The following is a 17,900-nucleotide window of genomic DNA, read 5'->3' as shown; positions in this document are numbered from 1 at the left end:
CATTAGTAATTTTCTATTGATGTCTGCAAATTAATGAATTTGTGACTGTCATGTTGATGATCAATACTTCCCATCAAGCCGATTTAGCCGGCAGTTCAAGACTGACAGAGGAAGAGATCGCATGAGCCAAAACAAAACACTTACGACCGCCAGTGGCGCTCCTGTTGCCGACAACCAGAATTCCCGCTCCGCCGGCCCTCGTGGCCCTCTGCTGCTCGACGATTTCCACCTGATCGAGAAGCTTGCCCACTTCAACCGTGAAAACATCCCGGAGCGTCGCGTACACGCCAAAGGCTCGGGTGCTTACGGCACGTTCACTGTGACTCGCGATATCACTCAATACACCAGTGCCAAGCTGTTTGAGTCTGTCGGCAAACAAACCCCGACCTTCCTGCGATTCTCCACCGTGGGTGGCGAGCGCGGCTCGGCTGACACCGAGCGTGATCCACGTGGTTTTGCCCTGAAGTTCTACACCGAGGAAGGCAACTGGGACATCGTCGGCAACAACACGCCGGTGTTCTTCATCCGTGATCCGCTGAAATTCCCTGACTTTATCCACACCCAGAAGCGTCTGCCGCAAAGCAACCTGAAAAGCGCGCAGATGATGTGGGATTTCTGGTCGCATTCGCCTGAGGCGCTGCACCAGGTCACTATCCTGTTTTCGGATCGCGGCATCCCTGACGGTTACCGTCACATGCACGGCTTCGGCAGCCACACCTACAGCTTGATCAACGCCAATGGCGAGCGTCACTGGGTGAAGTGGCACTATAAAACCAAGCAAGGGATCAAGAACCTCGCTCCGGCAGAAGCGGCGCGCCTGGCCGGCACCGATCCGGATTACGCACAACGTGACCTGTTCGGCGCCATTGAGCGCGGTGACTTCCCGAAATGGAGTGTCAACATTCAGATCATGACCGAGGCTCAGGCCTCGACTCACTACGAGAACCCGTTTGACGTGACCAAGACCTGGTCGCAGAAAGAGTTCCCGTTGATCGAAGTGGGCGAGCTTGAGCTCAACCGCAATCCGCTGAACTACTTCGCTGAAGTCGAGCAGGCCGCGTTCGGTCCGAGCAACATGGTGCCAGGCGTCGGCTTGTCACCTGATCGCATGCTGCAGGGGCGTGTGTTCGCTTACGCGGATGCTCACCGCTATCGTGTGGGCACCAATCACCAGCAGCTGCCAGTGAATGCACCTCGCAGTCCGGTCAACACTTACCAGCGCGATGGTTCGATGGCGTTTGGCAGTAATGGTGGTGCGGCGCCGAACTACGAGCCGAACAGCTACGTTGAATCACCGAAACAGGCACCGCACTACGCGGAACCTGCCTTGGCCTTGAGCGGTGCGGCTGACCGCTACGATCATCGTGAGGATACCGACTACTACAGCCACGCGGGTGCGCTGTTCCGTCTGATGAACGATGAGCAGAAAGCGCTGCTGATCAACAACATTGCCGGTGCGATGGCTGGGGTTTCCGGCGACGTGGTTGATCGTCAGCTGCAGCATTTCTTCAAGGCCGATCCGGCTTATGGAGAAGGCATCGCGAAGGCGTTGGGCGTACAGCTTAACGAAGTCTAAACGAGAAGCAGAACCGCCCTCATTAGGGCGGTTTTTTGCGTTATTTGAACCCATTTTCTCAGAATATCTTCGCTTTTATTGCGGCGGGCGAGTGACCTTCAGGTCAGGTTGGTTCAAACTACAGACTTTCAAGCAGGGAGATGTAGGGCGATGCAAGGTCACCCAGACGTAATCGATTACCTCAACACGTTGCTGACAGGCGAACTGGCAGCGCGTGATCAATATTTCATCCATTCGCGGATGTACGAGGACTGGGGGTTCACCGAGCTCTACGAACGTATCAACCACGAGATGGAAGAAGAGGCTCAGCACGCTGATGCGCTGATGCGTCGGATCCTGATGCTCGAAGGTACGCCGCGCATGCGTCCGGACGATCTCGATGTCGGCACCACCGTGCCGGACATGCTCGCCGCTGACCTGCGTCTGGAATATAAAGTTCGTGCAGCTCTGTGCAAAGGCATCGAGCTTTGCGAGCGGCACAAGGACTATGTCACCCGCGAGATCTTGCGCATTCAGCTGAACGACACCGAGGAAGATCACACCTATTGGCTGGAGAAACAGCTGGGTTTGATCAAGTTGATCGGATTGGAGAATTACCTGCAATCGCAGTTCTGATTTTTAGGCCGACGACGCACAAAAAAGCCCCTGTCACCGACAAAGTGACAGGGGCTTTTTTCATGGGCCTGATTCAGGCCTTGTCGCGAGCCAGCAGTGGTTTGAGGTAGTAGCCAGTGTGAGACTGCTTCATCTCGGACACGTCTTCCGGCGTGCCGACGGCAATAATCTGGCCGCCCTTGGAGCCGCCTTCCGGCCCCAGGTCCACCAACCAGTCGGCGGTCTTGATCACATCCAGGTTGTGTTCGATCACCACCACGGTATTGCCATGGTCGCGCAAGCGATGCAAAACATCGAGCAGTTGCTGGATATCCGCAAAGTGCAGGCCGGTAGTTGGCTCATCGAGGATATACAGGGTCTTGCCGGTATCGCGCTTGGACAGCTCGCGGGACAGTTTCACCCGCTGGGCCTCACCACCCGACAGCGTCGTTGCCGATTGTCCCAGCTTGATGTACGAAAGGCCTACGTCCATCAGCGTCTGAAGCTTGCGCGCCAAGGCCGGAACTGCGTCGAAGAACACTCGGGCTTCCTCGATGGTCATCTCGAGGGTTTCGTGGATGCTCTTGCCCTTGTATTTGATCTCAAGGGTTTCGCGGTTGTAGCGCTTGCTCTTGCAGACGTCGCACGGGACATAGATGTCCGGCAGGAAGTGCATCTCCACTTTGATCAGACCATCGCCCTGGCAGGCTTCACAGCGTCCGCCCTTCACGTTGAAGGAGAAACGCCCCGGCCCGTAACCGCGGGAGCGCGATTCCGGTACGCCGGCGAACAACTCGCGAATTGGCGTGAACAAGCCGGTGTAGGTCGCCGGGTTGGAGCGCGGTGTGCGACCGATCGGGCTCTGATCGATGTCGACGACTTTATCCAGGTGCTCAAGGCCCTTGATGCTGTCGTGAGCCGCCGCTTCCAGGGTCGTTGCCCCGTTGAGTGCGGTAGCGCTCAAGGGAAACAACGTGTTGTTGATCAGCGTCGATTTGCCCGAGCCGGACACGCCGGTCACGCAGGTCAGCAGGCCGATTGGAATCTCCAGATCGACATTGCGCAAATTGTTACCGCGAGCACCCTTGAGGGACAGCGACAGCTTCTTGTTACGGGGTGTGCGTTTGGCTGGAACGGCGATCTTCACCCGGCCCGACAAATACTTGCCGGTCAGCGAATCAGGGTGAGCCATTACTTCGTCTGGCGTGCCTTCGGCAACGATATGTCCACCGTGCACACCCGCGCCCGGGCCGATATCCACCACATAATCAGCCAGACGAATCGCGTCTTCATCGTGCTCGACCACGATCACCGTGTTGCCGATGTCACGCAGGTGCTTGAGTGTGCCGAGCAATCGGTCGTTGTCCCGCTGGTGCAGGCCAATTGACGGTTCATCGAGGATGTACAGAACCCCCACCAGACCGGCGCCAATCTGACTGGCCAGGCGAATGCGCTGGGCCTCACCGCCGGACAGCGTGTCGGCACTGCGATCCAGTGACAGATAGTCCAGGCCAACGTTGACCAGAAACTGCAGGCGTTCGCGGATTTCCTTGAGGATCTTGTCGGCAATTTCGCCACGGCGGCCGGTCAGCTTCAGCACGCCGAAGTATTCGCAGGCATCACCGATCGGCAAGTTGGTCACCGCCGGCAAGGTCTTCTCGCCAACCCACACGTGTCGCGCCTCGCGACGCAGACGGGTGCCACGGCAATCCGGGCAAGGCTGGGTGCTGAGGAATTTGGCCAGTTCTTCGCGGACCGAAGCCGATTCGGTTTCGCGGTAGCGGCGTTCCAGGTTCGGCACGATGCCTTCGAACGGGTGCGAGCGTTTGACGATGTCGCCACGGTCGTTCAGGTACTTGAAGTCGACATTCTGCGAGCCGCTACCATGCAGGATGAATTTCTGCTGATCGGCCGGCAGTTCGTTGAACGGCACTTCGAGGCTGAACTTGTAGTGGGCGGCCAGCGAGCCAAGCATCTGGAAGTAATAGACGTTGCGCCGGTCCCAGCCGCGGATCGCGCCTTCGGCCAAGGTCAGTTCACCGTTAACCAATCGTTTAGTGTCGAAGAACTGTTTAACCCCCAGGCCATCGCAGGTCGGGCAGGCGCCGGCTGGGTTGTTGAAGGAAAACAGCTTGGGTTCCAGCTCGCTGATGGCGTGGCCGCAGATCGGACAGGCAAAGCGTGCGGAGAAGATGATTTCTTCGCCGGGCTCGTCGTCCATTGGCGCCACCAGAGCGATGCCGTCCGCCAGTTTCAGCGCGGTCTCGAACGATTCGGCCAGGCGCTGTTGCAGATCGGCGCGGACCTTGAAGCGGTCGACCACGACGTCGATCGAGTGCTTCTTCTGTTTATCCAGCTTCGGCAACTCGTCCAGCTCACAGAGCTTGCCGTTGACCCGGGCCCGCACAAAGCCCTGGGCCCGCAGTTCTTCGAAGACCGAGAGGTGTTCGCCCTTGCGCTCGCGGATTACCGGAGCCAACAGCATCAGTTTGCTGCCTTCCGGTTGCGCCAGCACCAGGTCGACCATCTGGCTGACGGTCTGGGCTTCCAGCGGAATGTCGTGGTCCGGGCAGCGCGGAATACCGACGCGAGCGTAGAGCAGGCGCAGGTAATCGTAGATTTCGGTAATGGTGCCAACCGTCGAGCGCGGGTTGTGCGAGGTCGACTTCTGTTCGATGGAGATCGCTGGCGACAGACCTTCGATGGTGTCGACGTCAGGCTTTTCCATCATCGACAGGAATTGCCGGGCGTAGGCCGACAGCGATTCGACATAGCGGCGCTGGCCTTCGGCGTACAGCGTGTCGAAGGCCAGGGACGACTTGCCGGATCCGGACAGGCCGGTGATGACGATCAGTTTGTCCCGTGGCAGGGTCAGGTCGATGTTCTTCAGGTTGTGGGTTCGGGCCCCACGAATCAGGATCTTGTCCAAAGTGGCCTCGCTCGGCGGGCGTCGAAAACGTAGGAGTATACGGCCAAATACTGGATGGATGCACACTATCAAATGAGGGGCGCGCAACCTTGCATGAAGATTGCGTCATCTGCGCGCGTCATAGCGTCGCTATATACCCCGTCAATCGATGGGACTGGTAGAATCGCCGCCGGTTCAGATGAGGTTTTTCCATGCACGATCCCCACAGCGAACGCATGAGTGGCAGTGAGACCCGCGCAGCAAGCGGTCTGGCCCTGGTGTTCGCCTTCCGTATGCTTGGCATGTTCATGGTGTTGCCGGTGCTGGCGACCTATGGGATGGACCTGGCAGGCGCGACCCCGGCCCTCATCGGGTTGGCGATTGGCGCTTACGGCCTGACCCAGGCGATTTTTCAGATTCCTTTCGGTTTCATTTCCGACCGTATCGGTCGACGTCCGGTGATTTACCTGGGGCTGATCGTCTTCGCCCTGGGGAGTGTGCTGGCGGCCAATGCCGATTCGATCTGGGGCGTCATCGCCGGGCGCATTCTGCAAGGCGCCGGGGCGATTTCCGCGGCGGTCATGGCGTTGCTGTCTGACCTGACCCGGGAACAGCATCGGACCAAAGCCATGGCCATGATCGGCATGACGATCGGTCTGTCGTTCGCGATCGCCATGGTGGTAGGGCCATTGCTGACCCGTGCCTTCGGCCTCTCCGGGCTGTTCTTCGCCACCGGCGGCATGGCGCTGCTCGGTATCGTCATCGTGATGTTCATGGTGCCGCGCGCCACCGGGCCATTGCAGCACCGCGAGTCTGGCGTCGCGCGTCAGGCGCTGATACCGACGCTCAAGCACCCGGACCTGCTGCGCCTGGACCTGGGCATTTTTGTGTTGCACGCGATGTTGATGTCGAGCTTCGTTGCATTGCCCCTGGCGCTGGTCGAAAAAGCCGGTTTGCCCAAGGAGCAGCACTGGTGGGTGTACCTGGCCGCGCTGCTGATTTCCTTCTTCGCCATGATCCCGTTCATTATTTACGGCGAGAAGAAACGCAAAATGAAACGAGTTTTATTGGGCGCGGTGCTGACGCTGATGCTCACTGAGCTATTCTTCTGGCAGTTCGGCGACAGCTTGCGGGCGCTGGTAATCGGCACGGTGGTGTTTTTCACCGCGTTCAATCTGCTGGAAGCGTCCTTGCCGTCGCTGATCAGCAAGGTTTCACCGGCAGGTGGCAAAGGCACGGCGATGGGGGTTTATTCCACCAGCCAGTTCCTTGGTTCGGCGCTGGGTGGGATCCTCGGCGGCTGGATGTTCCAGCACGGCGGTTTGTCGGTTGTATTCCTCGGATGCGCCGGCCTGGCTGCCCTCTGGCTGGCCTTTGCTGTTACCATGCGCGAACCACCTTACGTCACGAGCCTGCGCTTGCCGTTGTCGCCCGAGGCGATCCGCGAAGCGGGTCTGGTTGAGCGCCTGAAGGCCGTCGTAGGGGTAACAGATGCGGTGATCGTTGCTGATGAAGCGGCGATTTACATCAAATTGGACACAGAACTATTGGATCGCACGACCCTTGAGCGCCTGGTGAACAACCCGGCCGAGGCAGCGTGCGTAGCCTAGGAGAACGTTATGGCCCGTGGGGTTAACAAAGTCATATTGGTCGGCACTTGCGGCCAGGATCCCGAAGTTCGCTACTTGCCTAACGGTAACGCCGTGACCAACCTGAGTCTGGCGACCAGCGAACAGTGGACCGACAAGCAAACCGGTCAGAAGGTCGAGAAGACCGAATGGCACCGTGTTTCGATGTTCGGCAAAGTGGCCGAAATCGCCGGCGAATACCTGCGTAAAGGTTCGCAGGTCTACATCGAAGGCAAGCTGCAGACCCGCGAGTGGGAAAAAGACGGTATCAAGCGTTACACCACTGAAATCGTGGTCGACATGCAAGGCACCATGCAACTGCTGGGCGGCCGTCCACAGCAGGGCGACCAACAAGGCGGGGGCAATAACTACCAGCAATCCGCTCCAGCCCCACGCCAGCAGGCTCCGCGTCCGCAGCAGTCGGCACCGCAACAGTCGCGCCCGGCTCCTCCGCAGGCCGCACCGCAACCGGCTCCGGATTTCGACAGCTTTGATGACGATATTCCGTTCTAGGACTTACCTGAGACTTTTTTGTAAAGTTTAGGTCTGGAACCCCCGATCAGTCCTCTTGACTGGTCGGGGGTTTTCTTTTGCGCACCATATTGTAGGAGCCGGCTTGCTGGCGATGAACGATAACTCGGTTTGCCTGGTTAACCGCGGCGCCTGGATCGCCAGCAAGCCGGCTCCTACAGGGCGGTCATGTTGGCCCGCGCCATGTGCAGTTTTTTGTAGCTCTCGATCAAGCGCAAATGCCTATCGAGCCCCTCCAGTTTCATGCTGGTCGGCGTCAAGCCATGGAAGCGCACGCTGCCATCTACCGATCCGATCGCTGCATCCATCCGCTCGTTGCCAAACATCCGGCGGAAGTTGGCCTCGTAGTCTTCCAGTTCCAGGTCTTCGTCCAGTTTCATCTCCAGCACCACATTCACGGCTTGATAGAACAAGCCGCGCTCAACCGTGTTGTCGTTGTACTGCAGGAACATTTCTACCGCTTCTTTCGCCTCTTCAAACCGCTGCAAGGCGAGATAAATCAGCAGCTTCAACTCCAGAATCGTCAGCTGACCCCAGGCGGTATTGTCGTCAAATTCGATGCCGATCAAGGTGGTGATGTCGGTGTAGTCGTCCAGTTCACTTTCCACCAGGCGCTCAACCAGCGCTTGCAGTTCCTCTTCGTCCAGGCGATGCAGGTTCAGGATGTCGGCGCGGAAGAACAGCGCTTTGTTGGTGTTATCCCAGATCAGATCGTCTACTGGATAAATTTCCGAATAGTCTGGCACCAGGATACGGCAGGCCGTTGCACCGATATGCTCGTAGACCGCCATGTACACTTCTTTGCCCATGCCTTCGAGAATGCCGAACAAGGTCGCGGCTTCCTCGGCATTCGAGTTTTCACCCTGGCCGGAGAAGTCCCACTCCACGAATTCGTAATCCGATTTTGAGCTGAAGAAGCGCCACGACACCACGCCGCTGGAGTCGATAAAGTGCTCGACGAAGTTATTCGGCTCGGTCACCGCATGACCTTCAAACGTCGGCTGGGGCAGGTCGTTGAGGCCTTCGAAGCTGCGGCCCTGGAGCAATTCGGTCAGGCTGCGTTCCAGCGCCACTTCCAGGCTCGGGTGCGCGCCGAACGAGGCGAACACCCCGCCGGTACGCGGGTTCATCAACGTGACGCACATCACCGGGAATTCACCTCCCAGGGACGCATCCTTCACCAGCACCGGGAACCCTTGCTCTTCCAGTGCCTGAATCCCGGCCAGTATTCCGGGGTACTTCGCCAGCACGTGAGCCGGCACATCCGGCAGGGCAAATTCACCTTCGATGATTTCGCGTTTTACCGCGCGCTCGAAAATCTCCGACAGGCACTGCACCTGGGCTTCGGCCAGCGTGTTACCGGCACTCATGCCGTTGCTCAGGAACAGGTTTTCAATCAGGTTGGACGGGAAATACACCACCTCGCCGTCGGACTGGCGCACGTAAGGCAGCGAGCAGATGCCACGCTCTTCATTGCCCGAGTTGGTGTCGATCAGGTGGGAACCACGCAGCTCGCCGTCGCGGTTGTAAATCTTCAGGCAGTACTCGTCGAGGATTTCGGTCGGCAGTGCATCTTTACGGCCAGGCTTGAACCAGCGTTCGTCCGGGTAGTGCACAAACGCTGCGTCGGCGATGTCTTCGCCCCAGAACTGGTCGTTGTAGAAGAAGTTGCAGTTGAGTCGCTCGATAAACTCGCCCAACGCCGACGCCAACGCGCCTTCCTTGGTCGCACCCTTGCCGTTGGTAAAGCACATCGGCGAGTGCGCATCGCGGATATGCAACGACCACACATTGGGCACGATATTGCGCCACGAGGCGATTTCAATCTTCATGCCCAGGTCCGCCAGAATGGCCGACATGTTGGCGATGGTTTGCTCCAGCGGCAGATCCTTGCCGGCAATATAGGTGCTCGCCTCTGAGCTGGAAGCAGGCATCAGCAACGCCTGGGCATCGGCGTCGAGGTTGTCCACTTCTTCGATCACAAACTCAGGCCCGGCTTGCACCACTTTCTTCACGGTGCATCGGTCGATGGAGCGCAGGATGCCCTGGCGGTCCTTGTCGGAGATGTCCGCCGGCAACTCGACCTGGATCTTGAAAATCTGGTTGTAGCGGTTTTCAGGGTCAACAATATTGTTCTGCGACAGGCGGATGTTATCCGTGGGGATATTGCGCGTGTTGCAGTACAACTTCACAAAATACGCCGCACACAACGCCGACGAAGCCAGGAAGTAGTCGAACGGACCCGGTGCCGAGCCATCGCCCTTGTAGCGGATAGGTTGATCGGCCACCACCGTGAAGTCATCGAACTTGGCTTCAAGTCGCAGGTTGTCGAGAAAGTTGACCTTGATTTCCATGGGGGATTACCAGAATAACGGCTAAACGAATGGCCGCCATTATCCGGCATTTGCGCAGTAAGTCTTGTGGGTGTCTGACGATATGTCGACACCAGTCCTTTTTAGTGGGCGATGGAGGGCTCAGTCGAGTATCAGATGCGGCAAGAACCGGCTCGAATCCTTGGTAATCAGACTGTTGTCCTCACGCACGCCGATGCCGGCTGCCTGATCCCCGATCACCCAGGAACCGATCAGCGTGTAGCTGTCGCCAAATTTCGGCAGCGGGGCAAACTCCTGAAGGATAAACGGCGCATCAGTGTAGGGGCCGTCCTCTTTTACGATCAGGCCATCGGCAGTTTGCAGCTCAATGTTCGCGCCTTCCCGTGAGAAGAATGGCTTGCGCACCCAACCTTTGGGCACCGCTTTACTCGGGTCGGAGTCCAGGTGCGCCGCGAGCAGGTTTGGGTGACCTTGGTTGAACTCCCACAGCAGCGGCAGGATGCCCTTGTTGGAGATGATGGATTTCCAGGGCGGTTCGAAAAACTGCGTATCGCTCTGGGCAATCGCTGCGCCGAAGGGTTCGTGGAAGATGAACTCCCAGGCATGCAGTTTGAACAGGTGAGGGATCCAGCGATCTTCGAGGTCAACGAAACGTCCGTCACTGGTGAGGCCAATGTCTTCGATGTCGATGTGCCGCGATTCGATGCCGACCTTTTCCGCGACCAGGCGCAGGTAATCGGTGGTGCCCTTGTCTTCGACCGAGTCTTTCATCGAGGCGAAATAGAAGGGCTGTTTGAGCTGCAGTTGGGCAAAAGCCTGATGCAGCTTGGTGTCGATGCTGTTGAACTGGTCGGCGTGCCTGGGCAGCAAGCCACGCTCGATGCATTGTTCCAGCCAGCCCCACTGAAACGCCGCGGCCTCATACAGGCTGGTCGGCGTGTCGTAGTTGAGTTCCAGCAGCTTGGCTGGCCCGCTGCCGTTGTAGGAGAAGTCCATGCGCCCATACAGGTGCGGGTGGCCTTCGAGCCATGAAGTGCGAACCATGTCGAAGAACGGCGCGGGGATGCTCAGGCGCTCCAACAACTCTTCGCTTTGCACCACTCGCGCCACCAGGTCCATGCACATCTCATGAACTTCGGTGGTCGGGTCTTCGAGGTCGTTCTCGATCTGCTTGAGCGTGAACTGGTAGTACGCGCTCTCGTCCCAATAGGGTTCGTCGTCGATGGTATGGAACAGGAAGCCGAGGCTTTCGGCGGTCTGTTTCCAGTCATGACGCTCTGCGCAGAGGATTTTCTTCATGGCCTTGTTCCCTTAGCTACTCGAACCGCCAAAGCTCTTGCCTGATCCACCCCAGCCACTGCGTGCGCTGGCCTGGCTGCCGAACCCGCCGCGGGAGGTGGACGATGCAACGGACACCGGCTTGCTGCGGGTGATGGTGTCGGTGTAACTGCCACTGCTGCCGTAGCGCGCCTGATTGGACCTGTTGAAGGTTGAACCTGACGATACCCGCTGACTGAGTGTCGAGGACGAGTAGTCACCGCGATCATCGCGATAGCGGTAGACCGGTTCGGAGTAGTAGCTGTTGCGGTTGCTGCTGAGCATGTTGCCGATCAGCAGCCCGGTCAGCAGGCTACTGCCGGAGAAACCCGACCCTGCGGCATTCGCTTCCGATGCGGGCAATTTAGCCTTGGCCGCGTCCACTTCGGACTGCGTCACCTCGCCATCGGCACTCAGTTCGAAGCCGCCGAGCTTGGGGATGAATTTGCCGGCGGAATCCTGCTGGCACCAGTCGGCGACAAAGTCGGCGTCGCAATCAGCCTGGTTGTCGTACACCGGCGCAATGCTTCGATGCTGGGCCATGGCCTTCATATAGGCGTCAGAACAGATGTCGACCGGGAGCTTTTCATCGGCGCACTGCTGAACGGACTGGAAATTGTACTTTTTGTGTATCTCGTAGGTTTTTTCCGTCGGCCCGCAGCCTGATATGGCCATGGCGACCGATGCCGCCAGCGAGAGCTGAACGTACTTGCTTCGTTTCATCGCAATCTCCGTGGCGCAATCAGTTCTGGGAAGGGGTCATGCACGCGGCGTTCAACATGCCGACGCTGATGGCCACTGCCGCGACATAGATACCCGCTGCGATTTCGCCTTTCTTGATGCGTTCAGAGGCGCCTTTGAGCACCAGGCTGGTCACCAGGAACGCCAGCAGCTGTACGAAAGCGGCGATCACCGCCCAGACGACGAAGTCCAGAATGCTGATCGAGTAGGCAATCACATTGCTGGCCGGAATGGCGAATCCGATGATGGCGCCGCCCAGGGCGATGGCGGCCGCAACGTTGCCCGCACGAATCAATTCGAATTCCCGGTGCGGTGTGATTCGGGTGTAGATGAACTGGAACAGCGCGAACAGCACGGCAGCGCCGAGGATGTACAAAACAAACCCGAGCACGGCGGCTTTGTTCAGGGAGATAGAGAGCGCTTCAAGCATGGACTTCTTCCTTTTTAAAAAGTGTTCAGGTCGGTGGTGTACAGCGAAATACCCAGCGAAGTGCTCAAGCTGATGGTGCCTTCGGCGTCTTCTTCAACGGAAAACAGCAGGAATTCCCGGCGATCGGTCAGGCCGGTTTCGCGGACGTACAACATCGAACAGTGCTGGATGCTGTATGTTTCGTCCGGATTCTTCAGGTGTTCGCTCAACGGCACCAGTTCGGTCTGGCCGTTCTCGGTGCCCCATTCGCGGGTGTATTCGACACCGTTGAGGGTGTAGATCGGCAGCCCGATCAGGCTTTGAGGGCCGGCCAGCCGCCGCAGCTCCGCTTCACTGTTGATGGTGACGTAACTGAGGTAGTTGAACAGGATCACCGACTCGACCTGCCCGGCGATGTCGCCGGTGGTGTGCACTTGCAGCCAGTAGTCTTCGTCGTTCATGTAGTAGCGCGACAACCAGTTCGACTGCCCGAGATCGACGGTGCCGGCGCTCCAGATCTGTTGGGAGCCAGGGATGGTCACGGTGGTGTTGCCGTCGAGCAGCAGCTTCAGGGTGGTGTCGAACATAACCTCTTTACCCAATGCCAGGCCGAGCGGGCCGCTGACTGGCAGGTTGTCGTTGGCTGTCCATTTCGATTCCGTATTCGCTTTCGGGGCCTCAAGCCCCAGCAACTGTTTAAACCATCCCATTGGTGATTTCCTTGAGGCGAGTGGAGGCGATGTAGAAGAGTTCGCCGCCCTTGACGCGAGTGGCGCCGGGCGGGTTGATTGAAGGCTGTCGGGCGCCTTTGGCGCGGTAGCCGATAAGGGTCGCGTTGTGGTGTTCTTTCATCTGTGCGTACAGATCGCCGAACGTTGCTTCAAAGGTTTCGGGCAGTCTCATCAGGTATTGGGTGGCGCCTTGGCCCACGCACAGCAATTCATTGATGACCACTGACGAGCCCGGATCCTGGGAGGCGCGCACCAACATCTCGATGGCCATGCTTGAGGTGCATTCCAGGCTGGGCGCGTAGGCGCTGGCGAGCGCGGCGATTTCACTTTCATTGAAGTGGGCGACCACATGCCCGACCGGGCTCAGTTGATTGACCGCCAGCACGGTGGCCAGGGTCAGATCGTCTGAATGGGTACGCACCAGTACGCGTTCGGCGCCAGGCACGCCGGCACGCAGCAAAAGCGCGGCAGATGACAGGCTTTCACCTTTGATAAAGGCGGCCTTGCCCGGCATGGGGTTTTCTTCGAGGTCGCAATCGCAAATGACGATCAGGTTGTCATTGGACGTTTCGTCCTGCAGCAGCAACTCAATAACCCGCTCACTGGACGCGCCTTCCCAGCCGATGAGAACGGTATGGCCGACCTTGCCGGTGAAATCGCCTTTACCCTTCATGCCTTTTCTCCATACATCGATGACACTGCTGGTGGTTTTGCCGATGGCCGCCGTCAGCAGCGCAATGCCCCCGAGCATGACCCAGGTAGCCACGAAAATCCGTCCCGCGGCTGTCTGTGGCGCAAGATCGCCGTAGCCGACGGTGAGCGTGGTGGTGAGATAGAAGTAGGTGAACGTGGCGGGAGCGATGAGGTGTTGTTCGCCCAGAAGCACCAGGCCGAGCCAGGCTGTGGTCAGGTGTACGCCCAGCGCAATGGCCAGGCCGGCCCAGCCGAAGCGATGGAAGAAGGACGCCGCGTACGCGCGCAATAAAAGGAAAATCGACATTACATCCCTGACTCCTTGGGGGCTCATTCCTGGCGACGTAATCGCTCGGGCATCTAAGTGCTCGAGTGTGGTTACCGGGCGGCATTAAACCTGCTGCGCGGCGTAGATAACAGTACCTTGGCTGCAATATACCCGGCGATTGCAGCAAAAATATGCCCTTCGAAGGAAATGCCCCGGCGCGGAAGGAAGCCAACAATCAGCCCACCATAGAGCAGGGCCACGACACTGGCCGTTATCAGGTTGCTCCAGCTCCTCTGGAACCAGGCGCGCGAAAGAAGATACGCCCACAGCCCGAACACCCAGCCGCTGGCACCGATATGCACGCCGGCAAAACCGAACAGCCAGATCAGCGAACCGCCCAGCAAAATGATGATAGCGCTGACGGCCATGAACCGGTTGAGCCCTTCGGCGATGACCAGGGTACCGAGGATCAAAAAGGCAATCAGGTTGGCACTCAGGTGCGCAAAGGATGTGTGCAAGAAAGGCGAGGTGATGATGCCGACCAGTCCGTGCAAGGTTCTCGGAACCAGGCCGAAGGCGTTAAGGCTGTAGCCGGTCGCCACATTGAGCAGTTGCAGCGCAACCATGAAGATGGCCAGGCCAGCGATTGTCTTGAAACCCTTCAGGGCATCCATCCTTGACCTCGACTCGGCAGTAAAGAAGGGCGATCAATTAATGCCTGCCAGTTAAGAGATAGAACAAGCACTGAGTAAAGTTGTGGCGAGGGAGCTTGCTCCCGCTGGACTGCGCAGCAGTCCCATCTTTTTGGGGATAAGAGGGGCCGCTTCGCGGCCCAGCAGGAGCAAGCTCCCTCGCCACAGGGTCAGTGCACTTGACTGACTGGCATCAGGGCAATGAATGCCCATTCTGCTGGGGTATTGCTTACTCGGCCGATTTTTTCTTCAGGCGTTCCAGGATCGCATTGGCGCTGCCTTCATCCGGCGTGATGCCGGCTTCGCGCAGTTTGCGCTCCAGGTCGGTGCCGGTCGACGCATCGGCCAGTTCGTCCTGGGCTTGCAGTTCAGCGGCGCGTTGCTGCTGCTTGGCCTGCAGGCGGTTCAGTGTACCGACAGCGGTTTCCAGCTTGCCGTTGGCGCCGCCACTGGCAATCGAGGCGCTGACCTGGGCTTTCTGTACGCTTTCACGAGCCTTGGCCATGTCCACTTGCTGGCGCAGGCTTTTGATGCGGTTTTCAGCCTTGGTGATGTCTTTGCGCATGTTGTCGGCGTAACCGCCGAATTCGGTGGCCTGCTTTTGCTCGACATCCAGTTCATTGGTCAGGGTCGAAATGGCTTCGGCCACTTCCAGTGCCAAGTCTTCGCGGTTGGCCTGGATCGCGGCCAGGGCTTTGGATTCCAGGTCCTTGATCTTGGCGTTGTACTCGCTGACGCGGTCAGCCGACAGTTTGTGCTTGGCCATGATGGTGACCAGCTCACGCTTGGCGTTGGCCAGCGCGCTGTCAGCATCGCGAATTTCCTGGTCGAGAATGCGCAGGGCCTGTTGGTCGACGATCGATTCGCCGACTTCGTTGGCACCGCCACGCAGCGCGGTGAACAATTTGCTCCAGATGGACTGAGTCATTGGATATATCCTGTTCCCGAATAATTAATTGAAGAAGCGTTCAAAGGCTTCGCTGGCGCGCTGGACGTTGTCGACGAGGGTTTTGATCTCAGTCACGACGTTGGTCAGGCTGGAGTCGGAGCTCAGCGCGCCGAACATGTTGTAAACGACCTGCCCGTTGGGCATGGACTCGATACCGATCGAGGACAGCGGGAACATTTCCCGGCTGCGCAGAACGGCATCGTTGAAGGCCGGGACGTTGTTGATCGATTCGACATCGACCAGGACCGTATCGACGATGATCTGATCGCCAACCACCGCGATGTAAATCGGCAAGCCACCGAAATCGTTCATTTCCAGCTTGATGCTGGATTCGGAGCCTTGAACGAGGGAGAGGGTGATTTCGTTCGCAACCACTTCGTCGAGGGCCTGGAGGGCGCTGTAGAGGCGATCGATGTTCCAGTTATTACCTGCGCTCATGTAATTCTCCGACATGAATGAGCCAGCCAGAATCGGTTGGCGTAGCTGTTTCTCCATCTGCTTGAGCAGGCTTCGATTTTCGGGAAGCACCCAAGTCTCGTGTTTCACATAGCCGGCGGCACCCAGGCCCGCGCGCATCTGCTTCATGTAGAAGCTCGATGGTTTTTTTGCGGAGGGTTTCGAGCGCTCTCCTTTGCGGCTCGCTGAATCGGTAACAGACCCGGTAGGCGGATCTGATGGAGAGCTGCTTTTCATGGTGCTGATCCCGTTGTGAAAAACTCACGCGTGATAACACTACAGGCTATTTTTGCAGCCCTCAATAGCTCACGCGTGAGATTTTTTCGACGGTTGCGCAGGTGTATGAAAAAGAAGGGAAGCAACATGATTCCGATCAGTTAAGCGCAATCCTGTGGAACGAGCTTCTCATCTAACCAGCCAGAAAGTCATCGGTGGACACCACGCTGGCATAGGCAAAACCCAAAGCCGACATGAACGCGGCATGCACATGGGCGGCCGGGACGGTGACGCCGTTGAACTCCAGGTCGAGGGTGGCACAGGCGTCGTGGATCACCGTGACTGTGTAGCCGAAGTCCGCTGCGGCACGGGCGACGCCGTCGATGCACATGTGGCTCATGCTGCCGACGACCACCAGGTGTTCGATACTTTGCTGGTCGAGGATGGCCTTGAGTTCGGTTTCGCGGAACGCGTTGACGAAGTGCTTGAGCACCACCGGTTCATCGGCGCGGTTCAGGACTTTGGGGTGCAGCTTCGCGCCGTCGGAGCCCGGGGTGAAGAACGGCGCGGCGTCGGAGGTGAATTCGTGGCGGATGTGCACCACCGCGTCACCGGCCTCGCGAAAGGCCTGGATCAGCCGTGCAGCGTTGTCTGCGGCGGCATCGGCGCCCGCCAAAGGCCACTTGCCCTGGGGGAAGTAGTCGTTCTGGATATCGACTACGATGAGTGCTTGCTTGGCCATGAGTGTTTCCTCGAAGTGCTTGTTGGGTGTGATTCAAGTATCAGGTTCTGCAGGCCGTCCGAGGATTGGCCGCACCGACAATAGAAGGGGGAAAACTGACAATGGGCGTAGAAAGGGCAGTCGTCGAATTGGGCGTGCTGATCTATCCCGGCGCGCAGATGGCGGCGGTGCATGGGCTGACGGATCTGTTCGGGGTGGCCAACCGGATTGCCGCCGAGCATCAGACGGCGCAGTTGCCGTTGTTGCGGATCAGCCATTGGCGGGTCGAGGGCGATCAGGTGCCAGAGCGGGTCTATGACAGTCAACCCGGCCCGGCCGAAGCGTTGGTCGCGGTGTTGATCCCGCCGTCGATTGGCGGCTTTTCCGCGGGCCAGGCATCGCAAGGGCTGATCCGCTGGATTCGTCAGCAACACGCCAGTGGTGCGACGTTGGGCGGGGTTTGCGTGGGGTCGATCCTGTTGGCTGAAAGCGGCCTGCTCGACGGCCGTAGCGCCACCACTCATTGGACCTCGGCCAAAGCCTTCGCCGAGCGTTACCCGGCGATCAAGCTCAAGGCTGACACGCCCATCGTCGATGACGGCGATCTGATTACCACCGCCGGGCTGATGGCCTGGTCAGAGCTGGGGTTACGGCTGGTGAACCGCTTGCTGGGGCCGAGCATTGCCACTAGCACGGCACGCTTTCTGGTGGTGGAGCACAGCGACAGCGCGAGCGAATGCGGCAGTAATTTTTCACCGATTCTCAGCCATGGCGATGCCTCGATTCTCAAGGTCCAGCATTGGCTGCAAAGCACCGGGGCGGTCGATGTCTCGCTGGCGGCAATGGCCGAACGGGCGGGGCTGGAAGAGCGCACCTTCCTGCGGCGATTCCGCGCGGCGACCGGGTTGAAACCCACCGAGTACTGCCAGCACCTGCGCGTCGGCAAGGCGCGCGAGATGCTCGAATTCACCAACGGCACCATTGATCACATTGCCTGGACCGTGGGTTATCAGGACCCGAGTGCGTTTCGTGCGACCTTCAAAAAGATTACCGGGCTGGCGCCGAGTGATTACCGGACGCGGTTTGGCGTGACGCCGCCAGCTGTTGTGGCCCGGTAGCCAGAGCACGCCAGATCAA

At 58.6% G+C, this 17,900-nt stretch carries 16 protein-coding genes; 5 read left to right on the top strand and 11 right to left on the bottom strand.

Features of this window, described 5'->3' with window-relative positions:
• Window positions 1–121: 121 nt before the first annotated feature.
• Window positions 122–1,576, top strand: a complete 1,455-nt coding sequence (locus LOY28_RS26490) for a catalase (protein ID WP_064620710.1) — start codon at window positions 122–124, stop codon at window positions 1,574–1,576.
• A 150-nt stretch (window positions 1,577–1,726) separates the two neighbouring features.
• Entirely contained in the window at window positions 1,727–2,191 is a 465-nt protein-coding gene (bfr, locus tag LOY28_RS26485; RefSeq protein ID WP_018925657.1) for a bacterioferritin, read from the top strand.
• Between the two features lie 73 nt (window positions 2,192–2,264).
• On the opposite strand, the gene uvrA is transcribed toward bfr, so the two are convergent.
• Entirely contained in the window at window positions 2,265–5,099 is a 2,835-nt protein-coding gene (uvrA, locus tag LOY28_RS26480) for an excinuclease ABC subunit UvrA (RefSeq protein ID WP_018925658.1), read from the bottom strand.
• 191 nt (window positions 5,100–5,290) lie between these two features.
• Here uvrA and LOY28_RS26475 point away from each other — a divergent pair, with 191 nt between their 5' ends.
• Both LOY28_RS26475 and LOY28_RS26470 read left to right on the top strand, forming a co-directional pair.
• Window positions 5,291–6,688: an MFS transporter gene (locus LOY28_RS26475; RefSeq protein ID WP_018925659.1), complete on the top strand. Its 1,398-nt coding sequence runs from the start codon at window positions 5,291–5,293 to the stop codon at window positions 6,686–6,688.
• Window positions 6,689–6,697: 9 nt separating this feature from the next.
• Window positions 6,698–7,219: a single-stranded DNA-binding protein gene (locus tag LOY28_RS26470; RefSeq protein ID WP_007933689.1), complete on the top strand. Its 522-nt coding sequence runs from the start codon at window positions 6,698–6,700 to the stop codon at window positions 7,217–7,219.
• A gap of 173 nt (window positions 7,220–7,392) precedes the next feature.
• Here LOY28_RS26470 and LOY28_RS26465 read toward each other — a convergent pair whose 3' ends face one another.
• From LOY28_RS26465 to LOY28_RS26420, 10 genes are all read right to left on the bottom strand, one after another.
• A complete protein-coding gene (locus tag LOY28_RS26465; protein ID WP_258612741.1) occupies window positions 7,393–9,591 on the bottom strand; it encodes an OsmC domain/YcaO domain-containing protein in 2,199 nt (732 codons plus the stop codon).
• Between the two features lie 120 nt (window positions 9,592–9,711).
• Complete coding sequence (locus LOY28_RS26460) at window positions 9,712–10,869, bottom strand: glutathionylspermidine synthase family protein (protein WP_086945160.1); 1,158 nt, start codon at window positions 10,867–10,869, stop codon at window positions 9,712–9,714.
• 12 nt (window positions 10,870–10,881) lie between these two features.
• Entirely contained in the window at window positions 10,882–11,610 is a 729-nt protein-coding gene (locus LOY28_RS26455) for a DUF1190 domain-containing protein (RefSeq protein WP_018925662.1), read from the bottom strand.
• 19 nt (window positions 11,611–11,629) lie between these two features.
• The gene (locus tag LOY28_RS26450) at window positions 11,630–12,058 is read right to left on the bottom strand and encodes a DUF350 domain-containing protein (protein WP_007933682.1); all 429 of its coding nucleotides are present in this window, start codon (window positions 12,056–12,058) and stop codon (window positions 11,630–11,632) included.
• A gap of 14 nt (window positions 12,059–12,072) precedes the next feature.
• The gene (locus LOY28_RS26445; protein WP_258612740.1) at window positions 12,073–12,747 is read right to left on the bottom strand and encodes a YjfK family protein; all 675 of its coding nucleotides are present in this window, start codon (window positions 12,745–12,747) and stop codon (window positions 12,073–12,075) included.
• The gene (locus tag LOY28_RS26440; protein WP_258612739.1) at window positions 12,734–13,768 is read right to left on the bottom strand and encodes an ion channel; all 1,035 of its coding nucleotides are present in this window, start codon (window positions 13,766–13,768) and stop codon (window positions 12,734–12,736) included. The genes LOY28_RS26445 and LOY28_RS26440 overlap by 14 nt, the downstream gene beginning before the upstream one ends.
• Before the next feature lie 71 nt (window positions 13,769–13,839).
• The gene (locus tag LOY28_RS26435; protein ID WP_111454180.1) at window positions 13,840–14,403 is read right to left on the bottom strand and encodes a rhomboid family intramembrane serine protease; all 564 of its coding nucleotides are present in this window, start codon (window positions 14,401–14,403) and stop codon (window positions 13,840–13,842) included.
• Between the two features lie 247 nt (window positions 14,404–14,650).
• Window positions 14,651–15,349 (bottom strand): PspA/IM30 family protein, encoded by a 699-nt coding sequence (locus LOY28_RS26430; RefSeq protein ID WP_007933675.1) that lies wholly within the window; start codon window positions 15,347–15,349, stop codon window positions 14,651–14,653.
• A gap of 24 nt (window positions 15,350–15,373) precedes the next feature.
• A complete protein-coding gene (locus tag LOY28_RS26425) occupies window positions 15,374–15,955 on the bottom strand; it encodes a YjfI family protein (protein WP_086945165.1) in 582 nt (193 codons plus the stop codon).
• 280 nt (window positions 15,956–16,235) lie between these two features.
• A complete protein-coding gene (locus tag LOY28_RS26420) occupies window positions 16,236–16,784 on the bottom strand; it encodes a cysteine hydrolase family protein (RefSeq protein WP_258612738.1) in 549 nt (182 codons plus the stop codon).
• 101 nt (window positions 16,785–16,885) lie between these two features.
• Here LOY28_RS26420 and LOY28_RS26415 point away from each other — a divergent pair, with 101 nt between their 5' ends.
• Window positions 16,886–17,881: a GlxA family transcriptional regulator gene (locus LOY28_RS26415; protein ID WP_258612737.1), complete on the top strand. Its 996-nt coding sequence runs from the start codon at window positions 16,886–16,888 to the stop codon at window positions 17,879–17,881.
• Window positions 17,882–17,900: the final 19 nt, after the last annotated feature.

The organism is Pseudomonas sp. B21-017, from assembly GCF_024749245.1.
GTDB lineage: Bacteria > Pseudomonadota > Gammaproteobacteria > Pseudomonadales > Pseudomonadaceae > Aquipseudomonas.
This window is presented reverse-complemented; position numbering and strand designations above follow the sequence as displayed.

What these genes read in the sequence shown, in the direction of transcription:
- LOY28_RS26490 (WP_064620710.1), top strand. Translation starts at nt 122, where the DNA reads ATGAGCCAAAACAAAACACTTACGACCGCCAGTGGCGCTCCTGTTGCC.
- bfr (WP_018925657.1), top strand. Translation starts at nt 1,727, where the DNA reads ATGCAAGGTCACCCAGACGTAATCGATTACCTCAACACGTTGCTGACA.
- LOY28_RS26475 (WP_018925659.1), top strand. Translation starts at nt 5,291, where the DNA reads ATGCACGATCCCCACAGCGAACGCATGAGTGGCAGTGAGACCCGCGCA.
- LOY28_RS26470 (WP_007933689.1), top strand. Translation starts at nt 6,698, where the DNA reads ATGGCCCGTGGGGTTAACAAAGTCATATTGGTCGGCACTTGCGGCCAG.
- LOY28_RS26465 (WP_258612741.1), bottom strand. Translation starts at nt 9,591, where the DNA reads ATGGAAATCAAGGTCAACTTTCTCGACAACCTGCGACTTGAAGCCAAG.
- LOY28_RS26460 (WP_086945160.1), bottom strand. Translation starts at nt 10,869, where the DNA reads ATGAAGAAAATCCTCTGCGCAGAGCGTCATGACTGGAAACAGACCGCC.
- LOY28_RS26455 (WP_018925662.1), bottom strand. Translation starts at nt 11,610, where the DNA reads ATGAAACGAAGCAAGTACGTTCAGCTCTCGCTGGCGGCATCGGTCGCC.
- LOY28_RS26450 (WP_007933682.1), bottom strand. Translation starts at nt 12,058, where the DNA reads ATGCTTGAAGCGCTCTCTATCTCCCTGAACAAAGCCGCCGTGCTCGGG.
- LOY28_RS26445 (WP_258612740.1), bottom strand. Translation starts at nt 12,747, where the DNA reads ATGGGATGGTTTAAACAGTTGCTGGGGCTTGAGGCCCCGAAAGCGAAT.
- LOY28_RS26440 (WP_258612739.1), bottom strand. Translation starts at nt 13,768, where the DNA reads ATGTCGATTTTCCTTTTATTGCGCGCGTACGCGGCGTCCTTCTTCCAT.
- LOY28_RS26435 (WP_111454180.1), bottom strand. Translation starts at nt 14,403, where the DNA reads ATGGATGCCCTGAAGGGTTTCAAGACAATCGCTGGCCTGGCCATCTTC.
- LOY28_RS26430 (WP_007933675.1), bottom strand. Translation starts at nt 15,349, where the DNA reads ATGACTCAGTCCATCTGGAGCAAATTGTTCACCGCGCTGCGTGGCGGT.
- LOY28_RS26425 (WP_086945165.1), bottom strand. Translation starts at nt 15,955, where the DNA reads ATGAAGCAGATGCGCGCGGGCCTGGGTGCCGCCGGCTATGTGAAACAC.
- LOY28_RS26420 (WP_258612738.1), bottom strand. Translation starts at nt 16,784, where the DNA reads ATGGCCAAGCAAGCACTCATCGTAGTCGATATCCAGAACGACTACTTC.
- LOY28_RS26415 (WP_258612737.1), top strand. Translation starts at nt 16,886, where the DNA reads ATGGGCGTAGAAAGGGCAGTCGTCGAATTGGGCGTGCTGATCTATCCC.